The 21,242-nt window shown below is 33.9% G+C and carries 25 protein-coding genes and 1 pseudogene; 14 read left to right on the plus strand and 12 right to left on the minus strand.

Features of this window, described 5'->3' with window-relative positions; all coding sequences use genetic code 11:
* The first annotated feature begins 68 nt into the window (after window positions 1–68).
* Together ES676_RS04050 and ES676_RS04055 are read left to right on the plus strand one after the other, a co-directional pair.
* Window positions 69–563: an RNA polymerase sigma factor gene (locus tag ES676_RS04050; protein ID WP_148368763.1), complete on the plus strand. Its 495-nt coding sequence runs from the start codon at window positions 69–71 to the stop codon at window positions 561–563.
* A gap of 3 nt (window positions 564–566) precedes the next feature.
* Window positions 567–1,199 carry a hypothetical protein gene (locus ES676_RS04055; RefSeq protein WP_148368764.1) on the plus strand — a complete coding sequence of 211 codons (633 nt, stop codon included), beginning with the start codon at window positions 567–569 and terminating at the stop codon, window positions 1,197–1,199.
* 121 nt (window positions 1,200–1,320) lie between these two features.
* Here the strand turns inward: ES676_RS04055 and ES676_RS04060 are convergent, their stop codons facing one another.
* Window positions 1,321–2,127, minus strand: a complete 807-nt coding sequence (locus ES676_RS04060) for a lysophospholipid acyltransferase family protein (RefSeq protein WP_148368765.1) — start codon at window positions 2,125–2,127, stop codon at window positions 1,321–1,323.
* Between the two features lie 46 nt (window positions 2,128–2,173).
* Window positions 2,174–2,815, minus strand: coding sequence for an NUDIX hydrolase (locus ES676_RS04065; protein WP_148368766.1), 642 nt, complete (start codon window positions 2,813–2,815; stop codon window positions 2,174–2,176).
* Between the two features lie 47 nt (window positions 2,816–2,862).
* Here ES676_RS04065 and ES676_RS04070 point away from each other — a divergent pair, with 47 nt between their 5' ends.
* Window positions 2,863–3,573 carry a peptidylprolyl isomerase gene (locus ES676_RS04070; RefSeq protein WP_148368767.1) on the plus strand — a complete coding sequence of 237 codons (711 nt, stop codon included), beginning with the start codon at window positions 2,863–2,865 and terminating at the stop codon, window positions 3,571–3,573.
* Window positions 3,574–3,629: 56 nt separating this feature from the next.
* A complete protein-coding gene (locus tag ES676_RS04075) occupies window positions 3,630–5,792 on the plus strand; it encodes a M3 family metallopeptidase (RefSeq protein WP_148368768.1) in 2,163 nt (720 codons plus the stop codon).
* Window positions 5,793–5,956: 164 nt separating this feature from the next.
* Here the strand turns inward: ES676_RS04075 and ES676_RS04080 are convergent, their stop codons facing one another.
* Entirely contained in the window at window positions 5,957–6,562 is a 606-nt protein-coding gene (locus tag ES676_RS04080) for a trimeric intracellular cation channel family protein (RefSeq protein ID WP_148368769.1), read from the minus strand.
* Complete coding sequence (locus ES676_RS04085) at window positions 6,562–7,278, minus strand: RDD family protein (protein WP_148368770.1); 717 nt, start codon at window positions 7,276–7,278, stop codon at window positions 6,562–6,564. Before ES676_RS04085 ends, ES676_RS04080 begins: the two co-directional genes overlap by 1 nt.
* A 34-nt stretch (window positions 7,279–7,312) precedes the next feature.
* Here ES676_RS04085 and ES676_RS04090 point away from each other — a divergent pair, with 34 nt between their 5' ends.
* From ES676_RS04090 to ES676_RS04125, 8 genes are all read left to right on the plus strand, one after another.
* The gene (locus ES676_RS04090) at window positions 7,313–8,302 is read left to right on the plus strand and encodes a stage II sporulation protein M (protein ID WP_148368771.1); all 990 of its coding nucleotides are present in this window, start codon (window positions 7,313–7,315) and stop codon (window positions 8,300–8,302) included.
* Window positions 8,303–8,304: 2 nt separating this feature from the next.
* Window positions 8,305–9,186: a hypothetical protein gene (locus ES676_RS04095; protein ID WP_148368772.1), complete on the plus strand. Its 882-nt coding sequence runs from the start codon at window positions 8,305–8,307 to the stop codon at window positions 9,184–9,186.
* A gap of 3 nt (window positions 9,187–9,189) precedes the next feature.
* Window positions 9,190–9,930: a DUF4129 domain-containing protein gene (locus tag ES676_RS04100; RefSeq protein ID WP_246130294.1), complete on the plus strand. Its 741-nt coding sequence runs from the start codon at window positions 9,190–9,192 to the stop codon at window positions 9,928–9,930.
* Complete coding sequence (locus tag ES676_RS04105; RefSeq protein WP_148368773.1) at window positions 9,923–11,155, plus strand: DUF4350 domain-containing protein; 1,233 nt, start codon at window positions 9,923–9,925, stop codon at window positions 11,153–11,155. Before ES676_RS04100 ends, ES676_RS04105 begins: the two co-directional genes overlap by 8 nt.
* Window positions 11,137–12,120 (plus strand): AAA family ATPase, encoded by a 984-nt coding sequence (locus tag ES676_RS04110; RefSeq protein ID WP_148368774.1) that lies wholly within the window; start codon window positions 11,137–11,139, stop codon window positions 12,118–12,120. The genes ES676_RS04105 and ES676_RS04110 overlap by 19 nt, the downstream gene beginning before the upstream one ends.
* Before the next feature lie 32 nt (window positions 12,121–12,152).
* Window positions 12,153–13,484 carry a DUF58 domain-containing protein gene (locus ES676_RS04115; protein ID WP_148368775.1) on the plus strand — a complete coding sequence of 444 codons (1,332 nt, stop codon included), beginning with the start codon at window positions 12,153–12,155 and terminating at the stop codon, window positions 13,482–13,484.
* A gap of 118 nt (window positions 13,485–13,602) precedes the next feature.
* The gene (locus ES676_RS04120) at window positions 13,603–14,937 is read left to right on the plus strand and encodes an OmpA family protein (protein ID WP_148368776.1); all 1,335 of its coding nucleotides are present in this window, start codon (window positions 13,603–13,605) and stop codon (window positions 14,935–14,937) included.
* A gap of 103 nt (window positions 14,938–15,040) precedes the next feature.
* Window positions 15,041–15,454, plus strand: coding sequence for a DUF2141 domain-containing protein (locus ES676_RS04125; RefSeq protein WP_148368777.1), 414 nt, complete (start codon window positions 15,041–15,043; stop codon window positions 15,452–15,454).
* A gap of 55 nt (window positions 15,455–15,509) precedes the next feature.
* Here ES676_RS04125 and ES676_RS04130 read toward each other — a convergent pair whose 3' ends face one another.
* Window positions 15,510–15,989: a Dps family protein gene (locus ES676_RS04130; protein WP_148368778.1), complete on the minus strand. Its 480-nt coding sequence runs from the start codon at window positions 15,987–15,989 to the stop codon at window positions 15,510–15,512.
* A 117-nt stretch (window positions 15,990–16,106) separates the two neighbouring features.
* Between ES676_RS04130 and ES676_RS04135 the strand changes: the two genes are divergently transcribed.
* Window positions 16,107–17,045, plus strand: a complete 939-nt coding sequence (locus ES676_RS04135; protein WP_148368779.1) for a LysR family transcriptional regulator — start codon at window positions 16,107–16,109, stop codon at window positions 17,043–17,045.
* Between the two features lie 51 nt (window positions 17,046–17,096).
* Here ES676_RS04135 and ES676_RS14925 read toward each other — a convergent pair whose 3' ends face one another.
* The 7 genes and pseudogenes from ES676_RS14925 to ES676_RS04160 all read right to left on the minus strand — a co-directional run bounded on the left by ES676_RS14925 (window position 17,097) and on the right by ES676_RS04160 (window position 20,612).
* Entirely contained in the window at window positions 17,097–17,573 is a 477-nt protein-coding gene (locus ES676_RS14925; protein WP_215731634.1) for a hypothetical protein, read from the minus strand.
* 38 nt (window positions 17,574–17,611) lie between these two features.
* Window positions 17,612–17,845 (minus strand): hypothetical protein, encoded by a 234-nt coding sequence (locus ES676_RS14930; protein WP_215731635.1) that lies wholly within the window; start codon window positions 17,843–17,845, stop codon window positions 17,612–17,614.
* Between the two features lie 28 nt (window positions 17,846–17,873).
* A complete protein-coding gene (locus tag ES676_RS14935; protein WP_215731636.1) occupies window positions 17,874–18,107 on the minus strand; it encodes a hypothetical protein in 234 nt (77 codons plus the stop codon).
* A gap of 448 nt (window positions 18,108–18,555) precedes the next feature.
* Window positions 18,556–18,813 carry a hypothetical protein gene (locus ES676_RS04145; protein ID WP_148368780.1) on the minus strand — a complete coding sequence of 86 codons (258 nt, stop codon included), beginning with the start codon at window positions 18,811–18,813 and terminating at the stop codon, window positions 18,556–18,558.
* 140 nt (window positions 18,814–18,953) lie between these two features.
* Window positions 18,954–19,151, minus strand: a complete 198-nt coding sequence (locus ES676_RS04150; RefSeq protein WP_148368781.1) for a hypothetical protein — start codon at window positions 19,149–19,151, stop codon at window positions 18,954–18,956.
* A 141-nt stretch (window positions 19,152–19,292) separates the two neighbouring features.
* Window positions 19,293–20,089: pseudogene (locus ES676_RS04155) on the minus strand (TIGR00266 family protein).
* Window positions 20,090–20,156: 67 nt separating this feature from the next.
* Window positions 20,157–20,612, minus strand: a complete 456-nt coding sequence (locus ES676_RS04160) for a DUF4442 domain-containing protein (protein WP_148368782.1) — start codon at window positions 20,610–20,612, stop codon at window positions 20,157–20,159.
* A 132-nt stretch (window positions 20,613–20,744) separates the two neighbouring features.
* Between ES676_RS04160 and ES676_RS04165 the strand changes: the two genes are divergently transcribed.
* Window positions 20,745–21,203 (plus strand): DUF4870 domain-containing protein, encoded by a 459-nt coding sequence (locus tag ES676_RS04165; RefSeq protein ID WP_246130296.1) that lies wholly within the window; start codon window positions 20,745–20,747, stop codon window positions 21,201–21,203.
* Window positions 21,204–21,242 lie beyond the last annotated feature (39 nt).

Raw genomic sequence — 21,242 nt, forward strand, 5'->3', positions numbered from 1 at the left:
TAATATTAATTTATGTTTTGTAACAATTCATACCTTTACACTACTTATACAATACCTAACGAAACACATTGAATAAAGAACTTGAACATAGTTTTATAGAATTGCTGGAGGAGCATCAGAATATTGTGCATAAAGTTTGCCGCTTGTACACGAATAATTACGATGCCCATAACGATTTATTCCAGGAAATCACCATACAACTTTGGAAAGCATACCCCAAATTTCGTGGGGATTCCAAATTTAGTACTTGGATGTATCGCGTGGGTTTAAATACAGCAATTACGTTATACCGGAAATCTAAACGCCGCGTAAAAACGCAAGAATTTGATGCCGTACAATTTAAAATTAAAGCAGAGGATTACGACAATACCGAAGAACAACAATTAAAATTACTCTACGAAGCCGTATACCAGCTTGATGACATTAATAAGGCGCTAGTGTTTTTATATTTAGAAGATAAGAATTATAAAGAAATAAGTGACACTTTAGGAATTAGCGAGGTGAATGCCAGAGTGAAAATGAACCGAGTAAAAACCAAATTAAAAACTATTTTAAATCCGTAACGTATGGATGAGCTAGAATTATTAAAAAAACACTGGAAAACAACTACCGATAGCGATCAGAAATTATCGGCGAAGCAGTTATATCCGATGTTATTAAAAAAGTCGTCTTCTATAGTGAAAACACTTTTTTATATCAGTATTGCAGAGCTTGTGTTTTGGATCTTAATTAATTTCCTACCAATGCTTTCTTCAAGCTACTTAAAAGAATTAGATCAAATTTATGGCAATAACTTGGCTATAGTTTTGCTTTCTGTAGTCACTTTTAGTGTAGTTATTGTTTTTGTTTACTTACTATATAAAGCTTATAAAAATATATCTATTACAGACAATACGAAACAATTAATGGCGAGCATTTTAAAGACTCGAAAAATTGTTAAGTACTATGTAATTTACAACCTCTCCATGATATTTTTAAGCGTACCAATAAGTTTGTATTTTACGTCTCAAAACGATTCTGAACTCCATGATAAAATTATTCATTTTACCACGTCTCAAACTATTGTATTTTACCTCATCACGTTTGTATTAACGGGAATATGCGTTCTCATTTTCTGGTTATTCTATAAACTCATTTATGGTATCTTACTTAAAAGATTAAATAAAAATTACTTAGAACTTAAGAAATTAGAGATGTAACTATATAATTTATTTTTCACCACCTTTAAACGACTTAAAATAAAAAACTCCTGATGTCATCATATTGAAATCAGGATTTTTTTATATCTAAATGATAGTCAGTTATTTAAAAATTACACACTTAAGTATCCAACCATTCACGTTGTTTATTAAGCTCTTCTTGGGCTAATAACTCCTTTTGGGGAATAACCTTTAAAAATGAAGGATGCTGCTCTATGGCATATTCTATTTTTTCAACGATGGAATCAATACTTTCATTTTCATAATCAATATCCAAAGGTTTTTTAATTTCGAAAGTTTGATAAACGTTTTTCTTCTTAATACGCAGTCCTTTTTTATCAAACGAGCGTCTAAAACCATCAATTACAATTGGCACAACAATGGGTTTGTAGCGTTTTATAATGTGTGCCGTTCCTTTTCTTATCGGTTTAAAAGGAGTGGTGGTTCCTTGCGGAAATGTTATTACCCAGCCATCGTCAAGCGCTTTTCTTATCGCCGAAATATCACTCATTTTAACCTGTCTGTTAATATTTTTACCTTCACTTCTCCACGTACGCTCAATACTAATCGATCCTACGTACGCCATAATTTTAGGCAATAATCCAGAACTCATCGTTTCTTTGGCAGCGACGTAATACATATTCAATTTAGGCTCCCATAGGTAGCCTACATTTTTTATAGAATCGTCTCTACCACTTAAACTCGCATTAAACACGTGAAACATAGAAACCACATCTGCAAAATACGTTTGGTGATTTGATATAAATAACACGTTAGTTTCTGGTAAGTTTTTTATAATTTCAGAGCCTTCAATCTGTAATTCGTTATACCCTCTAAAGCGCCTATGAGAAAGCACTCCAAGAATTCTAATCAACCATTTTTTAACGAATAAGTTGTGGCCAAAAGGATTTTTATCTAATAAACCCATAGTTATTTTTAGTTGTTATATAAGAGACAAAGATAAAAAATCACGGCTATTTAATAGCAGTCTTTAACAAGTCTTTTACCTCACTTAGCATCATTGCTGTAGCGCCCCAAACAAAAAAGTTGTTTAATTTATAAGCCGGAACAGCCACTATGGCATCGTAAGCAGTTGACACGTTTTTAGTTACTACATTATCTTCATTAAAAAAATCTATTAATTTAACCTTCAAAATAGCCTCTACTTCACGATCTTCTTTTATAAAATTGGGCGTTGTTTTTAATAGCCCTATAAACGGTTGTACAAAAAAGTTACTAGGAGGTATATATAATGACGTCATTTCTTTTACGATTTCAATATGGTGTTGCGCTACTCCAATTTCTTCTTCTGTTTCTCGTAAAGCGGCTTGCGCATCGGTTTCATTGGCTTCTAGTTTACCACCAGGGAAACCTATTTGCGCCGAATGCACCCCTTTATACGTTTTCCGTAAGATTAAAACAAATTCTGTTTCATTATTAGCATTAGGATAAAAAAGTGCCATTACTGCCGACTTTCTAGCATTTTTAATAAGCTCTTTTTGCGTTTTCACTAAATGCCCGCGATACGGCGGAGACATTTTAAACTGCGATGGTTCGGCTGGAACTGGTAAATTTTCTATTTTTGCACTTAGTTTTAAAAACTCATTAAAATCCATAACACACAAGCCTTTTTTGGCAATTAATTACAAAAAAACCTCAACCTATGAGATATTTATTGCTTCTCGTTTCTTTTTTAGTCTTCTTTAATTGTGAAGATAAAAAAACTAAACGAAAAAAAATTAGCAACTCCATAACAAAAAACGATAGTGTTATAACTAAAACGCCTAAAGTAAAACAAGACAGCGTGTTAACTTTAGAAGAAACATTCTTGCCATTAAATGACGATAATGCAATGGCCTTTTTTGCGGAATACGAAATAGAAAACCCAGAAAATAAAGTAAGAATAGTTACCGATTTTGGAACAATTGATATTCAGTTATTCGAAAACACGCAATACCATCGGGCTAATTTTATCTTTCTAACAAAAAACAAAGTGTTCGACGGTACTCAATTTCATCGTGTTGTAAAAGATTTTGTCATTCAAGGCGGAAGCTCAGATAGTAGAGAGGTACTAAAAAAAAGAGGCCGTATTGGTCGCTATTTGTTACCCCCAGACACGCGATACGGCCACAAACACTATCGTGGCGTGATTTCGATTCCTAGTAGCGAAATTGAAAATGCTTACAAATTAGCTTCACCTTACGAGTTTTTTATTACACAAAGCAACCAACATCATTTGGACGGAAAATACACCGTATTTGGAAAAGTAACCGACGGAATGGATGTTGTAGATAAAATTGCAGCTGTAGAAACCGATGGTGGAGATTGGCCAATACGCAATGTTTACATTAAAAAAGTAGTGATTTTAAAATAGGTTTCAAAGTGCAGAATTCTTATATTATCCCCAAAATAAAACTTATAAAACACACTATGAAACCATACGTAAAAGCCGTAGTTCTTAGTCTTTTAGTCTCGGCAACGAGTTGTAAGAAAGACTCCGAAAATATTGAAAAACTAGTTATAAAAAGTGACGCAATGAGTAACAACATATTATTACAAGAATGGACCGGCCCCTACGATGGTGTCCCTGCATTCGATAAAATGAAAGTAAGCGATGTTAAAGAAGCTATGGAAACTGGAATGGCTTTGGGTTTAAAAGACATTGAGACGATTGCAAATAATCCTGAAGCACCTACCTTCGAAAACACGATTGCAGCTTTAGAACGCGCAGGCAAAGAATTAGATCGCGTCTTTTCTTATTACGGTATTTTTAGTAGTAATATGAGTTCTCCAGAATTTAGAGAGGTTCAAGGTGAGCTAGCTCCTAAATTATCTGAGTACACCTCTAAAATCAATCAAAACAACGCTTTATTTCAACGTATAAAAACAGTTTATAAAGCGGCTGAAAAAACACCTTTAGAATCTGAAAAACAACGTGTATTAGATTTAATATACAAACGTTTTGAAATGGATGGTGCAGAATTAAACGACGCTAAAAAGAAACGTTATGCTGATATTAATAAAGAATTATCGACACTCTACACCGATTTTTCAAACAACGTATTGAACGATGAAGAAAATTATATTACCTATTTAGAAAAAGATCAGTTAGGTGGTTTGTCTGAGGGCTTTGTTAAATCTGCCGCGAAAATAGCTAAAGATAATGGTAAGGCTGAAAAATATGCCATTACCAATACGCGATCCTCTGTCGATCCTTTTCTTACCTACTCTACCGAAAGAAACTTAAGAGAAAAAGTGTGGGATAATTATTATTCTCGTGGAGATAATGGTGATGCTTTCGATAATAATACGATGATTGCTCAGATTTTAAGACTGCGAAGAGAGCGTGTTGAATTATTAGGTTACGACAATTACGCACAATGGCGCTTACAAGACCGTATGGCTAAAAACCCTGAAAATGCTATGGAATTAATGATGGCCGTTTGGCCTTCTGCTATTGCGCGTGTTGCCGAGGAGGTTATCGATATGCAAGCGATTGCTAAGAAAAATAATGATGCTGTTATTATAGAACCTTGGGATTATCGTTATTATGCTGAAAAAGTGCGTCAAGAAAAATATAATTTAGATAGTGAGGAAGTAAAACAATACTTACAACTAAATAAACTTACTGACGCTTTATTTTATGTTGCTGGTCGTTTATTTAATTACGATTTTAAGCCGGTTGAAGAAGGCACCGTTCCTGTATTTCACGAAGACGTAAATGTCTGGGAAGTTACCGATAAAACGACAGGAAAACACGTCGGCCTTTGGTATTTAGACTCGTTTGCAAGACAAGGAAAGCGCTCTGGTGCTTGGGCGACCACTTATAGAAGTCATACTACTTTCGACGGACAAGAAACGGTGCTCGCGTCTAACAACTCTAACTTTGTAAAGCCTGCTCCGGGAGAAGCTGTTCTTGTTTCTTGGGACGATGCCGAAACGTTTTTCCACGAATTTGGTCATGCGCTACACTTTTTCTCTTCTAATGTAGCCTATCCAACATTAAATGGTGGCGTTAGAGATTATACAGAATTTCAATCGCAATTATTAGAACGTTGGTTATCTACAGACGAAGTAATAAACACCTTCTTAGTTCACAATGAAACAGGAGAATCTATTCCTGAAGCGTTAGTTGAAAAAATAAAGAAAGCCTCTACCTTTAATCAAGGTTTTGATACTACTGAGTATTTAGCATCCGCTTTAATGGATATGAAATTACACTTAGCAGATCCTGAAACTATTGATATTGATAATTTTGAACGCCAAACCTTAGCCGAATTAAATATGCCAAAGCAATTACCAATGCGTCACAGAACACCGCATTTTGGACACGTATTCTCTGGTGAAGGCTATGCCACTGCTTATTACGGTTATATGTGGGCTGATGTGCTAACAAGCGATGCTGCAGAAGCGTTTAAAAATGCGCCGGGTGGTTTTTACGACAAAGCACTTTCTGATAAATTAGTGAAGTATTTATTTGCGCCTAGAAATGCAATGGATCCTGCTGAAGCGTATAGAAAATTTAGAGGAAGAGATGCTAAAATTGAAGCACTAATGAGAGATCGCGGTTTCCCTGTTTCAAAGGAAGAGTAATAACAATCTCTTTTATTATAAACTAAAAAGACTTGCATTATCGATGATAGTGCAAGTCTTTTTTATATCAAAAATTAATACTGCAACAATTTAAAATTAAGTAACATAGTTTACTATTCTATGTAATATACCTATAGGCCTTCCGCAGAAAAGAACTCGCTTCACTATTTCTCACCGTATATATTAGGTAAACTAATTTTAAATTTCACCGCTAAAAGCCGTACAAAAATAACAACACAACCGGCAATAACAAAGACAAAATCGCCATTAATAGGCAACTCAGATAATAAAAAGTAAGCTATACCTCCTAAAATACAAGCCGTAGCATAAATTTCTTTTCTAAAAATAATAGGGATTTCATTACACAAAATATCACGAATAACACCTCCAAAACACGCCGACATAGTACCTAAAGCAATACAGATAACAGGGTGTAAACCGGCGTTAATTCCTTTTTCTACCCCTACAACGGTGTACAATCCAATACCAATAGTATCGAAGAGAAATAATGAGGTACGTAGATAATCAATTTTATTTTTAATGATAATCGTTATACTTGCCGTAAAAGCTACAACATAAATAAACGTCATATCTTTCATCCAGAATACAGGCGTTTCATTTAAAAGAATATCTCTTAAAGTACCACCACCAACGGCAGTAACGAAAGCAATAATGAAAATCCCGAACGGATCCATTTTTTTGTTTAATGCAACTAAAACTCCAGAGATTGAAAAAGCTATAGTACCTAAAATATCGATGATGTAGAACATTACATGTTTTGAGTGTAGTAATTATAATCTTTAATTACTGTATTTATAAAATTTATTGGTGTTTCGCTAGGTACAATTTGCATCACTGTAACAATCCGGTCGTACAATTTATTAATAACGTTGTGCTGCCTTTGCCTAATCGCTTGCTCGTACAAATTTTTAATGGTTTGCATTTCTGAATCTGAAAACAACGTCACTTGCGCATATTTAGGTCTATAATCGGGTGCAATATCTTTTAAAACAGTATCGTTAATGCTTACTTTTCGTTTTTCAGAAACAACCGTCGTTCCCGCAGCAATATCACCCAATCGTTGTCCGTTACCTTTTACTAAAATCGTAACTACCGCCAAAGCGCCACTAGTTAAAACGATATCTACAAATCTTAAAATCCATCGTACAAAATAATTCCCGAAACCCGCTTTCGACCCGTCTAATTTAACCACTCGCGTTTTTACTACAAATTTACCTATGGTAAGTCCATCCCAAAACGTTTCAAGCAGGACATAATATAAAAACGCAGGTAAAGTGACTAATAAATAAATAGCCCAAGCATCTCTAAAATCGAAATCTAGTGCCCTTAAAAGTAGTATTGCAGAAAAACCGTAAAAAAATATGACGCAGCTATCTATGATATAACCGAGCATACGATCGAGCAGGGGGGCTGCATTTTGATGAATGGCTACATTTTGAGCGGTTTCTATTTGAAATTCCTTCATATTTTCTTTTCTTTGTTAGCTAATACTTCAATTAATGCGCGAAGCAGCTTTCGTAAAGCAAAATAAGGATAAATGGTTAACATTTGAAAGTGTTCTTTCAAATAATATCACTATTCAACCAGACCATCTTTCTAATTTGTATATCGAAGTTACCGACCATCTTAGTTATGCTAAAACATTTTACCCCAATAGCAATACTGTTTTATACCTAAATGATTTGGCTTCGAAAGCGCATCAAAAAATTTATAAAACCAAAAAAGAACCAAAAAACAGACTGATTACTTTTTTCACTAGAGAATGTCCTCAACTCTTTAAGCAACACCATCGCGAACTGCTTATTGCTTTTTTAGTGTTTTCTTTATTTGTAATTGTTGGTGCCTTTTCGGCGGCTAACGAAGGTGATTTTGTACGTGCTTTTCTGGGTGATGGTTATGTAAATATGACGTTAGACAACATAGAAAAAGGCGACCCTATGGGCGTTTACAAAGAACAAGGAGAATTTAATATGTTTTTAGGTATTACGCTTAACAATATAAAAGTAGCCCTTTTTGCCTTTGCTTACGGTATTCTTTTAGGTATTGGATCGCTGTATATTATGATGCAAAACGGTATTATGCTGGGTAGTTTCCAATACTTTTTTTTCGAGCAAGGGTTGCTTTGGGAGTCGGCACGCACAATATGGATTCATGGTACGATAGAGATATCGGTTGTTATTGTGGCCGGATGCTCTGGGCTGGTCGTTGGAAACGGAATGCTTTTTCCCGGAACGTACACCCGCTTAGAATCGTTTAAACGCGGTATTAAAAACGGACTAAAAATATTAATGAGTACGATACCCTTTTTTATTATTGCAGGCTTTTTAGAAGGTTTTGTTACCCGACATACCGAAATGCCCGATTGGCTCGCGCTATTAATAATTAGCGCATCGTTAGGTCTTATTATTTTTTACTACGTTATTTACCCTATTCAATTATATAAAAAAGAAACACTACAATTAAACCAAACTAACCACACCCCTATTTAATTATGAAACCATACATTGAATTTAAAGCTCAACGCGATTTAGGACAAATAATAACTGATACTTTTAATTTTATTAGAAACGAGTTTAAGCCTTTCTTTGGATTAATTCTTCAAGTAGTTTTACCTTACTTATTGGTAATGTTTGCGGCTTTAGCCTTTTACTTTTACACCGTAGGTGATTTGTCAAATTTAATAACTAACGATACGCTTTTTTCAGGTGAAACACCAACCTTAATCGCTATGTTTTCCACCGTTCTTATTTTAATAATTACAGGTGTTATTGCTTATGTTTTAGCACATTCTACTGCGTTATACTACATTAAATCGTATGTAGAAAATGGCGGTGTAGTAAATACTAGTCAGGTAAAAGACGACGTAAAAAACAGTTTCTGGAATTTCGTAGGATTAGGGGTTTTAGTCGGGATAGTTCTCGGCTTTGGGTTTGCTCTCTGTGTTATTCCAGGCGTTTATATGCTGGTCCCTTTAAGTTTATCATTTTCATTAATGGTATTTAAAAGCCAAAGTGTAACTGATGCGTTTAGTAACAGTTTTAGTTTTATTAAAAACGAATGGTGGATCTCCTTTTTAACTATTGTTGTTGTGGCGATTATCGTTGGTGTTATCGGTTCAATTTTTAGCGTACCGGCAGCAATTTACAGTTTATTAAAAATGGGAATATTCTCTGGTGAGAGCGACCCTGCAGCGCAAATAACAATGTTCCAAGATCCGGTATACATTATATTAAACGTATTATCGTATGCGCTTAAATACTTTCTGAATTTTATCTCAATTATTGCAGGAGTTTTTATTTACTTTAATATTAATGAAAAGAAAAACTTTTCAGGAACGTTCGATCGTATAGATTCCTTAGGAAAAACTGAATAACCAATGCCCCATTTAAAGTTTCTTTTTCTATTCCTGCTTTTTAGTTTGGTCGTTTTGGCAAGACAAGATAATCCTGTCTACGACAAAGAGACGCCCTATTTTCAAAAACAGCAGATTACAGAAACCGATCTTGAAGACTATAAAGGGAATAAAAGTTTCAATTATACAGAACTTGAAGCTGCCGATAATTGGTTTGTTAAATTAAAACGATGGTTAAGAAACGCTCTTTTTCAAATTATGGATGCCCTTTTTGGTAACACGGCGGCTTCTGGGATTTTTAAATTTATATTTAATGTTGTTCCGTATGTTATTCTTGGTATTCTTATATTTCTTCTCATAAAGTTTTTCTTAAAGGTAAATGCGACATCAATTATTCAAGGAAAACAAAAAGCGCCAGAATTTGCGTTTGCAGATGAAGAGCACATCATAAAAAACGAAGATATCAACGCGCTAATAAACGACGCTATCAATCAAAAAAACTATCGCTTAGCGATTCGATACAATTACCTCTTAGCACTAAAAGAACTCTCTGAACATAAGATTATTATTTGGGAGCAAGATAAAACCAATGCCGATTATATCGATGAAATTGAAGATGAAACGATCCAACTAAACTTTAAGCATATTACTAAAATTTACGATTATGTGTGGTATGGCTCGTTTACTATTGATGCTTTAAAATTTGAAAGTCTAAAATTACCTTTTAGCCAATTAAGTAAACTAACAATTCATCACATTGGATAAAAAAGGCAAAATATATGTTGGGTTAACAGCGCTAGTTATTATTTTACTAGTGGGTGCAGAGTATTCAAAACCGGAAGAAATAAATTGGTTCCCTTCGTATACAAAGCATCATAAAATACCGTTTGGCACCTATGTCTTTCACGATCAATTGGAGCGCATAATTGGTAACGAAAACCTTAAAGAAGTCGATCGCCCTCCTTACGAATATCTTAAAAACAACACAATTAAAGGCACCTACTTCTTTTCTAACAGTGCCATTAATTTTGATGAAGCCGAATTACATAGTCTTTTAGAATGGACGGCGAAAGGAAACACCTTGGTAGTGGCGTCTTCTCAATTTGGAGAAAACATTTTAGACACCTTAGGTTTAGACCAAAACGTAATTAGTAATTTTAAAAATATAGAGAATACATTTCAGTTGCACCTCAACAATAAAAAATTGTATAAAAACACAGATGCCTTTATATTTGATAAAGCAAATTTTATACATTATTTCAGTAAAATTGACTGCCTACAAACCCAAGTTATTGCCTCTGTAAATAATGCAAATGATAACCCTACTATTAATAACCCAAAGTATCCAAATACCATTAAACAGTCCTTTGGAGAGGGTACAATTATATTAAGTTTGTTTCCGCAGGCCTTTACAAATTATTTCATTTTAAAGTCTCCTAATCAATATTTTACCGCGGGTATTATGTCTTATTTGGATACAACAGAACCTTTGTATTACGACAATTATTATAAATCTGGTAAAAAAGTAAATACCTCGCCCATGCATGTATTCTTAAATAACGACCACTTAAAATGGGCGTATTACCTTATGCTTATTGGTGTTCTATTTTATGTTATTTTCGAAGGAAAACGTAAACAACGTGCTATTCCTGTGGTAGAACCGTTACGTAATCAGACTGTAGATTTTACGCGAACCATTGCAAATATGTATTACGAAAATGGTAAAAACCATGATATTGCAACGCACAAAATCCAGCACTTATTAGAGTACATTCGTACCCATTTACATTTAGACACCAACACAATAAACGAGACTTTTATTACTAACTTGGCAGCAAGAAGTAACAATACAATACAAGATACGCAAGCGCTTTTTAATACTATTGAAACAATTGCCAACCAAGAAAAAACAAGCGTTGAACTGTTACAAAAATTAAACACTTCAATAGAACTATTTAAATCCAACAACGAATGGAAAATCAAGACTTAGAGTTTAATGATAGACTTCAATTAGACACACTAAAAAGTGCTGTAGACGATATAAAAGACGAGTTAAGAAAGGTAATTGTAGGTCAAGATACCTTTGTAGAATTATTAATTGTAGCCCTACTTGCCGATGGCCACGTGCTAATTGAAGGCGTACCCGGAATTGCTAAAACGGTAACCGCTAAGCTATTTGCTAAAGTTTTAAAAACAGATTTTAGTAGGATACAATTTACGCCAGATTTAATGCCGAGTGATGTTTTAGGAACTTCGATTTTAAATATGAAATCATCAGAATTCGAATTCAAAAAGGGCCCTATTTTCTCGAATATTGTTTTAATAGATGAAATAAATCGTGCACCAGCAAAAACGCAAGCAGCCTTATTTGAAACGATGGAAGAACGCCAAGCAACTGTCGACGGCACCACTTATCTTTTTGAAGAACCCTTTATGGTATTAGCCACTCAGAATCCAATCGAGCAAGAAGGAACATACGCTTTACCTGAAGCTCAGTTAGACCGTTTTTTGTTTAAAATAAAAGTGGACTATCCGTCGTTAGAAGATGAAATTATAATTATACAAACGCATCACGATCGCAAAGGTACAAAACCACAAACGCTTATAAATGCTATTTTAGATACAACACATTTAAAAGAATACAAACAGAAAACTCAAGCTGTTTTAGTTGAAGAAAAAATTATAAAATACATTGCTCAATTAGTGTATAAAACGAGAAATCATCCGCATTTATATTTGGGTGGTTCACCACGAGCATCGCTGGCGATTTTAAATACAGCAAAAGCATTTGCGGCCATTAACGGAAGAGATTTTGTAATTCCTGAAGATGTAAAAAAAGCACTAAAACCAGTACTTAATCACCGAATTATTTTAACTCCAGAGCGCGAAATGGAAGGAATGATTACAGAAAATGTAATTGATATGATAGAGCAATCTGTTGAAGTCCCAAGATAATAAAGCGCTGTAAAGCTGAAGCCACAAAACGAATGAAATTTATAAAATCATTATACTTGCACAAAGCCTTTTTTGTCTATATGGCAAGTGCTTCGGCAGGCTTTTTATTATCATTTTGGATTCCTTTTCTATACCCTATTGCTTGGATTTTGGTATTAACTATCTCTATTTTATTTACTGTTGATTTGTTTATTCTTTACCGCTATACCAACGCCATAAAAGCAGCGCGATTGTTACCCGATAAGTTTTCTAATAGCGACATCAATTTAGTCCCTATTACAATAACAAGCAGTTACCCGTTTACTACAGAATTGGATGTTATCGACGAATTGCCTGTACAGTTTCAAAAAAGAGACTTCTCATATAAAGCATCGGTTTATTCCAATCAGACTTTAGACTTTAATTACGATGTGCGCCCGGTAGAACGTGGCGAATACTATTTTGGCCATTTAAACGTGTATGTATCTTCACGTTTAAAAATAGTAAAGCGCAAATATCAGTTTCAAAATGAACAGATGGTTGCGGTATACCCCTCATTTGTACAAATGCAGAAATACGATTTTTTAGCAATTAGCAATCAGCTTACCGAATTTGGACTAAAAAAAATACGCCGTATTGGTAATACTTCAGAATTTGAGCAAATTAAAGATTACGTTAAGGGCGATGATTTTAGAACGGTAAATTGGAAAGCGACAGCAAAACGCGGACAATTAATGGTGAATCAATACCAAGACGAAAAATCGCAACCTATTTACTCTATTATCGATACCGGTCGGGTTATGAAAATGCCATTTAACGGACTAAAGCTTTTAGATTACGCTATTAATTCAACTCTTGCATTTAGTAATGTGGCCTTAAAAAAGCACGATAAAGTAGGGATGCTTACTTTTTCGAAAACCATAGAATCGTTTTTGCCAGCCTCTCAAAAACCAACGTATTTAAATGTTATTTTACAGCGCTTATACAATATAAATACACAGTATTATGATAGCGATTACGGATTATTATATGCGCAATTAAAACGTAAAGTGACGCATAGAAGTTTAGTTATTTTATATACAAATTTCGAACATATTAGTGCCTTAAAACGTCAGCTTCCTTATTTACAAGCCATCTCTAAAAAGCATCTCTTAGTTGTTGTTTTGTTTGAAAACACAGAACTCGACACTATTATTTCTGAACACGCAGAAGATCTTCAGGCAATTTACCATAAAACGATAGCCGAAAAATTTTCTTACGAAAAAAAATTAATGGTTAAAGAGCTAAAAAAATACGGCATACAAAGCGTTTTAACTGCACCCGAAAAATTAACTATAAATACTATTAATAAGTATTTAGAAATTAAAGCAAGAGGCTTATTATAAGCGATAATTGAACGTTTACCCTCATTATTAGCAGTTAAACCACAAATCACTCTTTTATTTTTAGATATTCTTTTTTTTAGCATATCTTGTTAAGGCTATTAATTTAACCCACAACAAAATGAAGCCTTTTGGTTATCTACTTATCGCCATATTATGCACTTTCGGTGCTCATAATGTCAATGCTCAAACACAAAACAATCCTTGGACAGCTAGTTTTGGGACCAATATTATAAACAATCCTGTTCGCGATATAACTGGCGAAGAAGGCCGGTTTAAAACGTGGAACTGGAACGCAGGCGGATTTCGTTTATCGGTAGGACGCCTCATAACAAATAGATTTTATTTTGAAGGTGTCGCGTCTATAAATTCAATATCAGAAAATTATAAAAACTTAGAAGAAGAGTACCCTTATGCTTCTATAGATGGTATGTTTAAATACCACCTAACCCGCGGTCTATATACTTTAGATCCTTATGTTACTATTGGAGGTGGATACACGTGGTTAGACACTAATAACCTCAGTTTAAACACCGTAGGCTCCCCAACTGTAAATGGAGGTGTCGGCCTAAATATTTGGTTAACGTCAAGTTTCGGGTTTACACTACAAACGCAATATAAACACGCCTTTGAAGAATATGGTTTAAAACATTTCCAGCATTCGGCGGGCATAAGTTATCGATTTGGTTTAAAAGACACTGACAACGATGGCATAAACGACGATAAAGATAAGTGTCCAAAATTATTTGGAAGGATTGAAACTGCGGGGTGTCCAGATCAAGATGGTGATGGGGTAATAGACTCTGAAGACTTATGTCCTAACGATTTTGGACCTCCTCATTTAAGTGGTTGTCCAGATAGAGATGGCGACGGTACGCCAGATAAATACGATTTATGCCCCGACGAACAAGGTGCTATTGATGACGATGGTTGTCCTCGACGTGACAGCGATAATGATGGCATAGACGATAGATTTGATAAATGTCCAGAAGTCCCTGGCCTTAGAGAGAATGGTGGGTGCCCAGATCTAGAACAGGAAGCTCGAGAACAAGCCGCGACAAAATTACAGCAACAACAATCTAGAGATAATGATATTAAGCAAGCCGTAACTTCAGAATTAAATAAATTAGCAAAACTAATTTCTTTCGATAATGCAAAGGTTACGTTAACCACGAATGCTACTGTAGCCTTAGATGAAGTAGTAAAAATAATGGCGATTCAGAAATTTATGCGATTTCACATTGCAGGACATACAGACAATACCGGTAATAAAGAAACAAACCTTTCAGTGTCAAATCAACGTGCACAGTCAGTAAGAGATTACTTATTATTTAAAGGTATTGAGGATAGTAGAATTACTTCTCAAGGTTATGGTCAAGAGAACCCTGTGGCCGACAACACTACAGCCGAGGGGCGTTTACAAAACAGACGTGTAGAGATATTTGTTATTAATTAGCGGTACTGTTCAGTAATAAAAAGCCACAGTTCAGTATTATTAATTGTGTGAACAGCTTGTTATTTCTAATCTTTGATTGAACTATTAATTAAAATCAAAAATCATGAAATCAATTCTACTCTTTATTATCTGTCTAAGTCTTTCAATAAGTTGTTGGGCGCAAAGTGACAATACTATTACGATTACCATTAACAACATTAAAAACGATACTGGTAAAATACTTTTAGGCTTACATACAGAAAACACCTTTATGAAAACTGAAGCGCTTCAAAAGAGCGCTATTGAAATTATAGAGGGGAAAATTAAGGTTACTTTTAATAATGTAACCGCGGGAGAATATGCCATTCTAGTTTTACACGATGAAAATAATAACGGAAAAATGGATTTCACCCCTAACGGAATGCCTAAGGAAGACTATGGCCTTTCGAACAATGCAATGAATTTTGGGCCGCCACAATTTAGCGACGCAAAATTTGAAGTAACGACTGAAGATATTACTCTCAATATCTTGTTGTAAACAATAAAAGAGCGATTCTTTTATAATCGCTCTTTCATTGTGTATTTAATTAGACTTAACTACTATGGTTTAACCAAGCATTCATCATCCAAAGTGTTTTTTCTTGTTCTGTAATAAAGTCACTCATCATAGAGTTTGTTCCCTCATCGTTCGCATCGTCAGATTTCTCTAAAATTGAACGTTCTATTTTCAATAATTCAGTCAAAGAATTTACAATTAATTCGACCGCTTTATCATCTTTAGATATATTTTTTCCTACTGGAACCTTTGCCGCTTTTGTATAATCATCAAATGTATGTAAGGGTGTTTCTCCTAAAGTTAAAATACGTTCTGCTATTTCGTCTACTTTAAGATTGGCATCAGTATATAACTCTTCAAATTTAACGTGTAAATCAAAGAAGTTTTTCCCTTTAATATTCCAGTGAATACCTCTTAAATTTTGATAATATAATTGGAAATTCGCTAATAATTTATTCAAATCTTCAGCTAAATCTTTCGTTTTCTTGCTGTCTAATCCTAAACTGTTTAATGCCATTATGTTTTATTTTTATGATTATTATTACTATTGTAAACTTAGTGATTAAATAACTGTTAATTATAATAAGATTTATCGATAGTTTTTATATTTTTATAGAATAAAACTATACTAATAATGACAATCACTCAACTCTCTTACGTCTTGGCTGTTGCAGAAGAACAAAATTTCACTAAAGCAGCAAAAAAATGTTACGTCACCCAGCCTACTTTAAGTATGCAAATTCAAAAACTAGAAGACGAGCTAGATATTTTAATTTTTGATAGAGGAAAAAAACCTATTGAATTAACTGAGGTTGGAAAAAAGATTGTACATCAAGCTAGAAATATTGTTAATGAATCTTTTAGAATACAAGATATTGTAGATCAACAGAAGGGTTTTATCGGTGGAGAATTTCGATTAGGTATCATTCCAACAGTGATGCCTACATTGCTTCCAATGTTTTTAAAAACGTTTTTAAAAAAGCATTCAAAAGTAAAATTAATAATTGAAGAACTCACAACCGAAGATATTATAACACGTATTAACGAAGGGCATTTAGATGCAGCTATTGCTGCAACTCCTTTAGAAAATGATACTATAAAAGAGCGCGTTTTATATTATGAACCTTTTATAGCCTACATACCAAATAACCATCGTTTAAGTATAAAGAAAAAGATTGACACTTTAGATTTAGATATAGACGATATGCTTTTATTAGAAGATGGACATTGTTTTAGAGATGGTGTTATTAACTTGTGTAAAGCGCTAAAAACACAGAACGACTCTAGCTTTCAACTAGAAAGCGGAAGTATAGAAACATTAATTAAACTTTCTGATGAAGGTTTAGGAATGACCCTACTACCCTATTTACACACTTTAGATTTAAGTGAAGTAGGCAAACAAAACTTACACCTATTTAACGATCCTTCACCAGCCAGAGAAGTGAGCTTAATTTATCATAAAAGTGAATTAAAAATGCAAATTATTGACGCTTTACAGGAGGTTATTTCCGGCATTATTAGGGGAGCAATAGCCTTTCAGAATGTAAAAATAATTAGTCCGTTACCTAAATAAATTAAAAAGCGACCCTAGAGTCGCTTTTTTCATATTAAAAACTAGAATATCCTAAAGCGCATACTGCAAACCTAAAGTAATAGTTTCATTAGTTTGTAATTGTATACCATTTACATTTTGAAGGACTGGAATAGCATATTCAAAACCTAAACGAAAATCTTTAAACGTTCCTGAAGGCACTAATAAATTAAAGCCTAAACCTGAATTGATAAAAGTACCCCCAGAGTTATAAGTATCGGCAGTAATAATCATCATTGGGTTTAAATCTGAATTTGAGCCTTTAATTTGCTCAACCAACATACCTTCCACTCTTGCTGAAAAACTTAACCAATTTGTCGCATTCACAGCAAACCAATTATTAAGGCTATAACTATTTCCTGGGGTGTAGTTATTGCTATTATCTGCCATTCTAATTACCGTGTTAAGCTGAGAACCAAACGATACCATATCGTTTTGAATTAAAAATGTTAGGCCTAATTCAGCATCAAACGTACCACTACCCATTTGCATAGCATAAGGCAATACCATTTCCTGACCTCCCGACGCCGGAGTAACATCTTTATTATCTATCGTTCCTGTCGGTAAAGAAACCCAACTTTACCGTGTAATTGCTTTTTATTCGCATTAAACAACTTGTACAACGCTGCTAATTTGGTATCACCAAAGTCAGCCGATTCTGTAGTAAACGTTTCTCCTGTAGCCGTTATATGATCCATTTCCATAGCCATATAATTTGCCATTACAGATAAAGTAATACGATTAGTAGGGGCATACATTGCTCCTAACATATGCATATTCATTGGCATTTTTACGGGCGCTACCATATAATTACCACCATTTGACATCAATAAACGTGAAGGCGAACTTGTATGCCGCCCGCTGTTTATATCTTCCATTGCCATTGCCATCGCCAAATCTATAAGAGAACATCATTTCTCCCTTACTGTGCGTATGGTCGGCCATAATAGAAATTGTAGCGTGTCCATCAGGTCTGCTGCCTTTCCATTTTCCGGTGCTTGTTTCTAACGTGTTTTTTTGAGCGCTTAATAAGCTAGTAGCCATAAAAAAAACGACTATAATATAATTTTCATTCTAATTTTATTTTTCTGAAGTATTAAGGTGTGCTTCAATATACGTTACGATATTGAAGTTTTTTAAGGTTGAATTTAAATCGTTTAAACGAATAGAAAAGTTGTTGTAAAACCGCATTATTATCTAATGTTATTTAATGCGAATTGACTGTAAGGCTAAACTTATAACGTATACAAATACGTTAGTTATCGTGCCTATTTTTTTAAGAGGTATACCAAATAACTACTCTTCGAGAACGAAGACCATACCTATTATGATCACCACGTGAGTACGAATGATAATTAGACACTTTTCTTTTACAATACTTTAAGATTTAAACTATTTAAGCGGAAGTGAAGCTTATACTATTGGAGGTTTAGAGTGAGTGTACACAACGTTATAGTTAGAATTTTGTGTCTGTGATAAAACTAATTCTTTTTTATAAAAAATAGTTAGGCATTTTAAATTCTATTGCAGGATACATACTGTAATACACAGGAAAGAAAGATTCTGCGAGGGTTATAATTCCATCGTCGCCTATTTCGGTGTCGCTAGCAGAAGTTAAATGTTTTGCCAAATGACATTTACAATTACACTCTAGTTCTAGTTGTGTTTTATTTGCACAATAGGTTTCTATGATATAGTCTATATTCCACTCAAAATAAACCACATAACCAATATGATATATGGGCCTCAAAGCGAAAGCTAAAAAAAGTAATATGCAAAATATTTTTTTTCAGAATCTTATTTATTTCTTTTTGGAAAGATACTCTTAAGTAGTACATTCACCACTTTCAAAGCATAAAAAAAGAGCGACTTATTTAAGTCGCTCTTTTTTTATGCTTTTAAATATATTAAACACGCATTTAAGTCTGGGTTTTGAGAGATGATAGATCTAATAAAAATCTTTAATTCTTCAACTTCGTAAGGTAATAACCTCTGAAGGGCCTTTTGTACTTCTTTGCAAAATAGGTTTGCATCAAAGCTCACTTTATTAAGTACAATTTTAGTGTACTCAAACATTGCTCTAGACATAATTTATAAATATTTTAGTTTAAAAAGTAGATTTGTAATATAGGCAAATGGTTTATTAGTCCGTTTAAATGTAGTGAAAAAAGGCATCATAAAAACAGTACCATTAAACTTTAACAGTTAAGAAAAACTTAAAATTTGCTTTTAAAATCTATTATCTCCATCTATTAAATTCCTAGACCACCTAAAATACTACCTTCACCTTTACTGCTTCCTCCTTTTGGCAAACTCGCAAGAACACGATTAGCCAAGCGGCTAAATGGCAAAGATTGTATATAAACAACTCCAGGACCTTTTAATTTCGCAAAGAATAAGCCCTCTCCTCCAAAAACAGAATTTTTAATCCCTCCAATAAACTCAATATCGTAATCTATGGTTTGTGTAAAACCAATAATACACCCGGTATCCACTCTTAAAACCTCTCCAGGCTGAAGTACTTTTCTAGACATTGTGCCTCCAGCGTGTACGAAAGCCATACCATCTCCTTCCAGTTTTTGCATAATAAAACCTTCACCGCCGAATAAGCCTCGGCCTAGTTTTTTGCTGAACTCAATACCTACACTAACCCCTTTGGCTGCGCAGAGAAAAGCATCTTTTTGACAGATGAACTTGCCCTTATACTCGGTTAAGTCTATTGGTATTATTTTTCCTGGGTAAGGAGCGGCGAAGGACACTTTCTTTTTACCAACAACTGTATTATAAAAAGCTGTCATAAATAAACTTTCGCCAGTAAGAATACGTTTTCCTGCCCCTAAAATTTTTCCTAAAAATCCAGAATCGTTTTTAGAACCGTCTCCAAAAATAGTTTCCATTGCAATACCATCATCCATCATCATAAAACTTCCCGATTCGGCAATAACACCTTCTTCCGGATCCAGTTCTATTTCAACATATTGCATTTCTTCTCCAAAAATTTTGTAATCGATTTCGTGTGATGTCATAATAATATAGTTTAATGGTTATAGGTTATCGTATTCACATTTTTGTTACAGTCTATAGAAAGTTTAATTAATTCTTCACTTTTACAGACCACTCAAAATCAAAGGTAGAGACAACGACACCGTCGCTATTGGTACCTATAGAAGTCATCCAAAAGGTGTGTCCTAAACCAGTCTTTATTGTTTCTTTAAGAGCGGTTTCAATTTTATCACCCTCATTACAAACAAAAGTAATTTTTCCAGTAGCCTTTTTTGTAAAAGTGGCCTTATTATTAGAAACTAACATAGATATTTTACGACCACTTTTATTAATTTTCATCAAAACTAAGGCTCCAGTAGTTAGCTCGGCAGCCATACCTTGCACCGCCCAAAACATTGATTTAAACGGGTTTTGGTTAATCCATCTGTGTCGCACAGAAACTTTACAATGACGCTCTGAAATCTCTTTAACCCTAACCCCTGTAAAGAATACCGCAGGAAGCTTAACGAGGTTAAACAGGTTTATTTTTAATGGTGTTAATTTCATTACTTAAAAGTTTGAGATCAAAACTATCAAAAAAAAGCGACACCATCACTATGTTAATCTTTTGTTAATTTACAGTACTTTGTATTGCATAATACCTTCTTAAAGACATATATTTGCATAAGCAACTATTATATGCTTTTCGATATGGAACAGAATAACCACAATACAATAGCCACATTTATACATTTATCTACATTTTCTAGATTTTTTATTCCTTTCGGTAACTTTATAGGTCCAATTATTCTTTGGGCAGCCAATAAAGACAAATCGGAATTTATAGATGCGCACGGTAAGCAAGCTATTAATTTTCAGATAAGCATTCTATTATACGCTATTATTATTGGTATGGTTACTATACCGTTTTTTGCTTTTAGTTTATTAGAAAATTTACACTTCTTAGATTTTAACCTATTCGACACGATTCAATTTAACATCACTAAGCCGTCGTCATTATTATACATAGGGGGCTCTATAGGTATACTCGCTTTTATTGGCTTTTTATTAGAACTCTTATTTATTATTACAGCGAGTTTAAAAGCCAGAGACGGCAACATATACCATTATCCTTTAACCATTAATTTTTTAAAATAATATTTCATCAATACAATCAAATCAAAAAATGAACAGTTT

Origin of the sequence: Bizionia saleffrena, from assembly GCF_008086175.1 — a bacterium.
GTDB classification, from domain to species: domain Bacteria; phylum Bacteroidota; class Bacteroidia; order Flavobacteriales; family Flavobacteriaceae; genus Bizionia; species Bizionia saleffrena.